We start from the raw sequence: 7,957 nt of genomic DNA, 5'->3' as shown, positions 1-7,957 counted from the left end.
ATGACGAGTTGAAAAACGATGTATTCACAAAAACAAGTTGGATATATAGTTGTGTCTTTTATAATTGTCGTGGTAACTATAGTGAGTTTGTCTGCAATTAATACAGAGTTAACAGGAATTGCATTATTTTTTGCATCGTGGTACTGTGTGTATCTGATGCTTGTTGATCCCAAATATTGAATTCAAAAAATGAGTACATATTATGGCTATCTACAGAGCCAAAAAACAAACTTAAAAATAAACTATTAGAATCTGTTAAAACCTATTAAACTAATAAATTGACAAAAAATTAAATTAAAAATTAACTATTGGAATCTGTTAAAATCTATTAAACTAATAATTGAAATAGTAAGAAGCGATTAAATGATAACATGAAAAAATTACCCAAAATTCCCATGTTATCACCTGAAGAAAGAGAAGAACCACTCAAATATTTTCATGATCCTGAAGTTATTAAACTTATTAGTGAATATAATGAAAGATATTTACATTGGGAAGAAGTTGAAAAAAGAAAATATCAAATTCCAATTAAACCCATATATCTATGGTTTCTAATGAAATTTTTCAGAGTAATGAAATACGAGCCTTCTATTAATTTTGGAAAATATACATTTACATATACAATGCTCCGAGACTTCCAGGAAAACTTGCATATCCTTGATAAAGGTGCAGCAGGAAATTTACAAAGCACACTAGAAGCAATATCAGACACTCGTGAAAAGTACATATTAAACTCCCTGATGGAAGAAGCCATCGCATCGAGTCAAATTGAGGGAGCAACCCCATCACGCAGAGTTGCCAAGGAAATGCTAAGGAAAAATCGAAAACCTACCAATAAAGACGAAAAAATGATCATAAACAATTATAACACTTTGAGGTATGTGTTAGAAATAAAGAACGAGGAAATGACTCCTAGTCTTCTACTTGAAATCCAAAAGATGATGACCCTTGGCACCTTAGAGGAACCTACGGATGAAGGTATTTTTAGAGATAACGATGAAATAATGGTTTTTGACAATGATGGTGAAATCTTACATATACCTCCCAAAAATGATGAAATTCCTGAATTAGTAAACGAACTATGCAAATTTGCAAATGATAATAGAAGTAAGTTCATCCATCCCATAATTAAAGGAATTTTTCTTCATTATTTACTTAACTATATTCACCCATTCAATGACGGAAATGGACGTACTGGCAGAAGCTTGTTTTATTGGTATGTTCTAAAACAAGATTACTGGCTTTTCGAATACATGTCAGTTTCACGTTTAATATACAAAAAAAGAAGGCAGTACAAGTTAGCATACCAGTACACCGAATCGGATTATGCATTTAACAAGGATGAAGAGATAGGCGACCTTACATATTTTATAAAATTTAATTTAGATGCAATAATGGAATCATTACATGAAATCCAAGAGTACCTGGCTAATAAGCAAAAAGAACAGTACCAAGCACTAAAAAGCATCAAAGAATCAGATAAACTTAACAACAGACAAAGGGACATATTAAAAGAATTCATAAAATACCCTCATAAAACAATAACGATTAAGGAAGTCGAAAATACGCAAGGAGTATCTTATGCAACAGCAAGACAAGATCTATATTCTCTTGAAGAATTGGGTCATCTTCAAAGACAAAAATCCGGAAAGGAATTTGTATTTATTCTAAATCAAAATCCAACATGAATTTCTACATCTTCATTTAATAGGATTGCTACAGAGCCATGTATACTGCAATATATAAAGGATTTGGAGGTTGTGTCGAAAATTAATCTGAATTAACATTGAACCCATTTCAAAAAGCCTACTTTCCCTTATTTGAGTATAACAGAAAAAAAAGTAAAAGCTCTATGCACCATGAATTTTATGCACCAGAACTCTGATTCAATGACAACAGAATAAGTTTTAAACAGGCTCAAATACAGCAAAAGATGTTTACTCGCAGTATTTATTTCTTCTGCAACCTATTTATAGCATTTCCCCTAATTTACTTCTGTGAGTGGGATACGCAATCTTTTCATTGTTTTGCTTTCAGTACTGGCAGGAATATTGTTGTATCTTATCTACTTAACAGTTTATGGGGAATACTATCGTGTCATATTGGTGCCGTTGTTGAACTTTATTTTTATTCTGCTGGCGGTCTATTTGCTGCATGTTGTCCTAGATAATGTGATCAAAAGGAAGGCCCGCACCACTAGAGAACGGTATAATATTAGGAAGCTCTCCTCAGCATTCACTACCTTACTTGCCGCTGGTATGTTACTGGTCGTTTTTTTCAAAGAAACTACTACTCTAATCGTTGCATATGGTCTTTTCAGTGCTGGTCTGGTCATTGCCCTACAGGATGTTTTCCGTAACCTTGCAGGAGGAATTCTATTACTTGTGACGCGTCCTTTCACCGCAGGGGACCGCATTCAGGTGAGAGAATGTTTCGGAGATGTGTTGGACATAACCTACTTTCATACCACCCTTATGGAAATTCGGGAATGGGTAGATGGTGACCAGTACACAGGCAGGATAATGAACATGCCCAACAGCTTCGTGCTTACCAGCACTGTGAAAAACTACACACGAGACTTCTCCTTCATATGGGATGAAGTGCGAATCATCCTGGCTCCCGGCAGCAACTGGGAAAAAGCCCAAAAAATGATCTTTGAGACAGCTGATAGGCTTGTAAGTACGACTGTAATGAATGCCCAAGCGGAACTTGCCAACCTGGAACAGAAATATCTGCTGACCACTTACGACGTGGAAACTCAGGTATATACGAAAACTGAAAGTGACCGTATCGATATATGCGTGAGGTACGTGGTGAACCCCCGGCAACGCAGGAAGTTAAGGCACACTATAGTACAGGAATTGCTACAGGCATTCGATGCAGAAGAAGACATAGTTATTGGAAGTATAAACAGCATTGAGGTAAGTGGTTCACTGAGTTCAGTTGTTGCCGCATGAACAAAGTATTAGATTAATATGATTAAATAGGATTGCTACATATCCCATTTTCATAAAAGATCGATAATTAAAATAATCCATTACAGATTAATACCTAGGCGGAAAATTAACCCGATTGGTTTTTAGCAAGCCTCAATCACTTATTAGTTAAAAAGAATGCTTTGATAAGCACTCATTTTTCTGTAACGTTCATTAAATCCGCAAGTTCAAGACCTGCACTGCCTGTATCAGAGAGTTGTCTGAATATTTCTGCTTTTGAGACATATTTTTCTGTTCGGGTTTCATCCGGATGCTCTATTTTTATAGTGATCTCTTCCTTATTGTAGCCTCTAACAAGACATTCATTGATCAAATCACCATACTTTACAGCAATTATTTTAAGGCAATCAAATACTCTGTTCTCAGATATTGCGTCTTTTCCATCAATTAGTACCTTTGAAAGTGCACTAGACTGGACACCCACTAAGAAGTATTGCTTCATCTTTTTTATAAGAAGTAGGACATCTTCCTTTACCATGGATTGGACCAATTCTTCATCAACAGTTATGTCATGATCATTATGGAATATCATGAAGGTATTCCCGTCAGCAACTATCCTGAATATATGCTCTGAGTTATCGTCCTTTAATAGAGCTTCAAGGTGTTCGTTCTCATTATATTCAATGGAAACAACACGATGATTAGACAGATCCAGACTCTTCACCCTGTCTTCCCTATGTAATAACCCACCTGAAACCCATATTGGTAATGAGAAATTCTTGTATAAGTGATCTACTTTCAGTGAAGTTTCATTAAAATTCAAACCAAACCAGTATTCCATGTTTTCAGCAAATGAAACTTGCTTACCACTAATACTTCCATCTTCCTGCTGGAGTAAGTATGTGTCTACTGAATTGTAGATGCTTTCTTTAAAGAAAGAATCCAGAAGGGATAGCATCTTGGTGCTTAACTGATCCAACTCAAAATCTGTGGTTTTTACATTATCATCAAGCTCTTTTCCCAGTTCTGTTTTCTTTCTGGAAGAAATAGAAGCTATTGATGCAATCGACTCATCTTTCACGCTTGAGATATCCATGCCTTCAATATTTTTGTTTAACTCCTGTATTGCTTTTGAGACGCCTGTTTCAAATTCATCGAGTGCCTTGATCTCACTTTCCACCAATACAGTACTCTTTTTCTTCTTTTCGTTGAGAAGATAGGATGCTTTTTCAATCGGCAGTGTCTCTTTGCATAATTTGATGAAGTCTTGTAAATCCTTTACAAAGTCCCGTTGAACCGGTAATTCTGTTGAATCCTGAAATGTATATTTCATACGTTTAACCCCCAAGATAATTAGGGGATCTATGGATAAATACTATTGGATTTCCACAGCATAGGACAGAACACAGTATTTACCTTGTTCTTTGAAGCATTGATTGTTGTCATGTGCAAAGAAATGTCATTAGCTTCAGTAACTGATATTTTAGCTTTGTAGAATATCTCTAAAAATCAGTATCATCAGCCTGAAATAGAAGTTATAGACCGATATATATAGACACATTCTTTAAAAATTTAACTTTAATTAGTTCCTCGAAAAGAGACGATTTCTAGGCTCTGTAGAAAAGCTACATTCTATTTTATTTCGACCTAACAATTTAAAAAGGATAAATCCCCTGAGTATTACTTTCCACACCGCACATTCTGTCTGGTAATTATATCGTTAGAACATCTTTGGAACAAGTTCTATCAGTTGTTTTTATTTTCATCATGCAAGAGCATTTTCGTCTCCGGAGTCGAGTGTGAAGAGGCAGGATGAACCTGTTAACTCTACCATTCTACGGATGAACTCAAAATCAGGCTCATAGGGAAGCGTAAATATATTCAGAGCTGTCTGAGGTACTTTCTGAACTATGCTTTCAATATCACCTTCTAAAGCATAGGTGTTGACGTTTGGAAGTCTTGCCAGTTCAGCAAGTGTCTTAATATATTCTTCTGCTTTCCTTTTCTGTCCTTCCTCACCAACAGCGCTTATGAGGTTCATTGAAGCCTCCCACTTTCTTTTGAGCTTATATCCAATGAGAATTGCAAGGTCCATATTTCCAAGATCCATGCTTATCTCCCAGTCCGGACTTTTGTCATCTATCCAGATGTTAATTGATTTGTGTCTTCCAAGGCCGGATTTTGGATGGGCTGCGTATATCACAAAACCTGTGTGGATATGTGATGCCTTTTGTACTATTTTCCTAATGTCTTCTTCTCCCTGTTTTGATAATGGTGGTGTCAGAAATAGGATATTCGGGCGGAAAAAAGCCCCGCCAAGGGCTTCCATGCCTGCAATAAGGTTCTCTTCAAAAGACGGTGCATCTATTATTGTCCATGACGAGAACACACCTTCATCCTGAAATGATCTTGTAATATCTGGCAGTCTCGAATATAGTTCCATCTCATCTACTTTGCCTGTAAGGCCTAAAATTTTAATAAATCCTTTTGGATAGGAGATATCTCTTATCAGATTGAACATACCTCGCAGTTCCTGTGGATCTTCTATGGGTACCAATAGATTTGCTGTCCATGCCCTTTCCCTGGATACAGTAATTTCGTTGACTCTCTTTGCCGCCCATTCGGCCAGTGCTACAAAAAGTCCGCTGCGCACATCTCCAAAAGGCGCTTTGAGATGTTTGCGCAAAAGAACGCTATGTATGGATACAACAACAACAACCGCCACAAGACTGAATGTGGAGTTTACTGTGAACATTACAAAAAGACAACCTGCTGCTCCAAGGAACGATACAGCCAAAGGTATCCTGAAGAGAGGCCTGAAGCTAACCAGATTCAGGCTCTGTTCTATGAAAACCACCACATTGATCATTGCATATGTTAGCAGGAAAAACATGGTTATAAGAGGAGCAATAGCATTAAGGTTTCGAAGCATTAATGCAATAAGTACGATTGCACCTGTGAATATTATAGAGTTCCTGGGTTCGCCTGATTGTGTCCTTATTGAGAACCATTTACTTTTTGGCAGTATGCTGCTATCTCCCAGGGCTTGCAATATCCTTGGTGCACCAACAATGGAAGACAGTGCAGAAGAAAATGTTGCTCCCAGCAGGCCCGCCACGACTATAGGTGTCCATGCTGCGCGTTCTATCATTATGGTATAATTGTTGACAAGTTCATCTGGAGTTGCAGAGCGAATAAGCCAGTAAGCCAGTAAAAGATAAATGATAGTTCCTAGTACAATCGCTGACATGGTGCCCACGGGGATACTCCCACGTGGATTTTTCAGTTCTCCTGACATGTTTGCTCCGGCCATGATACCCGTAGCTGCAGGAAAAAATACTGCAAAAAGTGCCCAGAATCCAATTCCTGTGAACATGTTCTCAGGAGAACCAGAAAATGTTCCCCACCATGTTATGGGCTGCTGTGCTGGAACTGAATATAGTGTCCAGAATATAGAGATAAGGGAGGCGACGGTGATTGCCAAAATTACGTACTGAATCCTGAATGCAAGGCTGGCACTTATGTAAGCGATGATGAACAGGGCTGCAAAAGCGCCCAGATCGACAAGGATTGCCGGATGGTCTGGAAATATCCATTGCCAACCGGTACGAAAACCAAATATATACATTGCCACTGCAAGGGCTTGTGCCAGATAAAGTGGAATACCGATACTCCCTCCTACTTCGAGCCCCAATGACTGGGAGATGATCGAAAAAGCGCCACCTGCACCAATACGGATATTGGTTGTTATCGAGGAGAGTGATAAACCCGTTAGAAATGTTATGCCGCATGAAAGCAAAATAATAAAGCCAGCACCCAGAAGACCTGCATTTCCCACTATCCACCCTTCTCTCAAATACATTATCACTCCCAGAATTGTGAGCAAAGTTGGTGTGAAAACACCATCAAAGGTCCCGAAAAGCTTGCTTTTGGCTACTTTATGTTCTTTAACTTGCTCCTGTAATGTAGGCTCTGAAGTAGCAGTTGAGAAGTTATTGTCCTCGTCCATCGTTTCCCCATTAACAATGGCTTATACAGATAATAATAGTTATTGGGCTCTGTGAAATAGATATTTTAATCGACATCAACTGGTTAAAAATGGCAATTAGCATCAATGCCTAGCAGCATATTTAAAAATAATGTATAGTTGAATCGTTGATTGAACATAGGGGATTTTTACAGAGCCATAGAGCCAAATATATTATATAACCATAGTATACAAGAAATATACATGCAGCTTTTCCAATCGTATACATTCACCTGGTGGCAAATAGGGATATTCAAACTTGCACTTCTCTCCATCGGCGTTGCTATTGGTGCTTACTGGAACGAGTTTTTTATTAGTTACTTAATCGCTTTAATTGTCATTGCAGTGATCACAAGTGCATACATAACATACATATCCCTGAAACAGACTGATCTGAACAGTTGACACAGTTTCTTAAAACATATGGAAACTTATAGGATTAAGCACGGATGCGCTCAAGAGAGCGTATCCGTGCCCAAGCCACATAAGAGGGCTGAGGGTCGAGCATTGCGAGGAAAAGCTGAGAACGCGCAGAATTCCAGGCCGACAAGTATCCAGCCCAGAACAACAATCGTGGGTTCAAAACTAAGTATACAATCTGGAACTTAAGTCCAATTGAATGAAATCATAATGTATAGAGCTGTTACTGTTTGTCTAGTATAGTTAAAAAAGGAAAATTCGGAGTTTTAAGACAAATTCTGTTCATCTTTGTGCTATCAAACTTTTGCCTGTATTTTCTTTGCAAATTCCTTTGCTTTCTGTAACCGGGATTGATCCGGCTGGCCTTTTGTAGATGGTCCCATCTCACCAAATGCTTTCATCTGTGGGTCATCGGACTTTAACAGCATGTCAATTATAGGCTGGGCAAGCTCTCCCTGACAATCAAATGCACCAAGGATGTTTGCACCAACAGCAGCCTTCTCGTAGGAACCGGTCCATGAATGAATGGCCTCAAATCCTTCAGGAACAGCATGTGTCATGAATATTGCAATGT

At 38.1% G+C, this 7,957-nt stretch carries 5 protein-coding genes and 1 pseudogene; 3 read left to right on the top strand and 3 right to left on the bottom strand.

Annotated elements, in window-relative coordinates:
* Window positions 1-371 precede the first annotated feature (371 nt).
* Window positions 372-1,688 (top strand): Fic family protein, encoded by a 1,317-nt coding sequence (locus ACCM36_RS00865; RefSeq protein ID WP_370571808.1) that lies wholly within the window; start codon window positions 372-374, stop codon window positions 1,686-1,688.
* A 309-nt stretch (window positions 1,689-1,997) separates the two neighbouring features.
* On the top strand, window positions 1,998-2,957 hold the full coding sequence (locus ACCM36_RS00860; protein WP_370571807.1) for a mechanosensitive ion channel family protein: 960 nt from the start codon (window positions 1,998-2,000) through the stop codon (window positions 2,955-2,957).
* 172 nt (window positions 2,958-3,129) lie between these two features.
* Here ACCM36_RS00860 and ACCM36_RS00855 read toward each other — a convergent pair whose 3' ends face one another.
* Together ACCM36_RS00855 and ACCM36_RS00850 are read right to left on the bottom strand one after the other, a co-directional pair.
* The gene (locus ACCM36_RS00855) at window positions 3,130-4,269 is read right to left on the bottom strand and encodes a hypothetical protein (RefSeq protein ID WP_370571806.1); all 1,140 of its coding nucleotides are present in this window, start codon (window positions 4,267-4,269) and stop codon (window positions 3,130-3,132) included.
* 432 nt (window positions 4,270-4,701) lie between these two features.
* On the bottom strand, window positions 4,702-6,945 hold the full coding sequence (locus tag ACCM36_RS00850) for an amino acid permease (protein WP_370571805.1): 2,244 nt from the start codon (window positions 6,943-6,945) through the stop codon (window positions 4,702-4,704).
* A 222-nt stretch (window positions 6,946-7,167) separates the two neighbouring features.
* Here ACCM36_RS00850 and ACCM36_RS00845 point away from each other — a divergent pair, with 222 nt between their 5' ends.
* Entirely contained in the window at window positions 7,168-7,368 is a 201-nt protein-coding gene (locus ACCM36_RS00845; protein ID WP_370571804.1) for a hypothetical protein, read from the top strand.
* A gap of 311 nt (window positions 7,369-7,679) precedes the next feature.
* Here ACCM36_RS00845 and ACCM36_RS00840 read toward each other — a convergent pair.
* Window positions 7,680-7,957, bottom strand: a pseudogene (locus ACCM36_RS00840) (flavodoxin); the annotation flags it as partial.

Origin of the sequence: Methanomethylovorans sp. (assembly GCF_041305605.1) — an archaeon.
Taxonomy (GTDB): Archaea; Halobacteriota; Methanosarcinia; order Methanosarcinales; family Methanosarcinaceae; genus Methanomethylovorans.
Note: the sequence above shows the minus strand (reverse complement) of the source record. Positions and strands in the feature narration are given on the sequence as shown.

Excerpts from the sequence above, each read along its gene's own strand:
- ACCM36_RS00855 (WP_370571806.1), bottom strand. The coding sequence starts at position 4,269 with ATGAAATATACATTTCAGGATTCAACAGAATTACCGGTTCAACGGGAC.
- ACCM36_RS00865 (WP_370571808.1), top strand. The coding sequence starts at position 372 with ATGAAAAAATTACCCAAAATTCCCATGTTATCACCTGAAGAAAGAGAA.
- ACCM36_RS00845 (WP_370571804.1), top strand. The coding sequence starts at position 7,168 with ATGCAGCTTTTCCAATCGTATACATTCACCTGGTGGCAAATAGGGATA.
- ACCM36_RS00850 (WP_370571805.1), bottom strand. The coding sequence starts at position 6,945 with ATGGACGAGGACAATAACTTCTCAACTGCTACTTCAGAGCCTACATTA.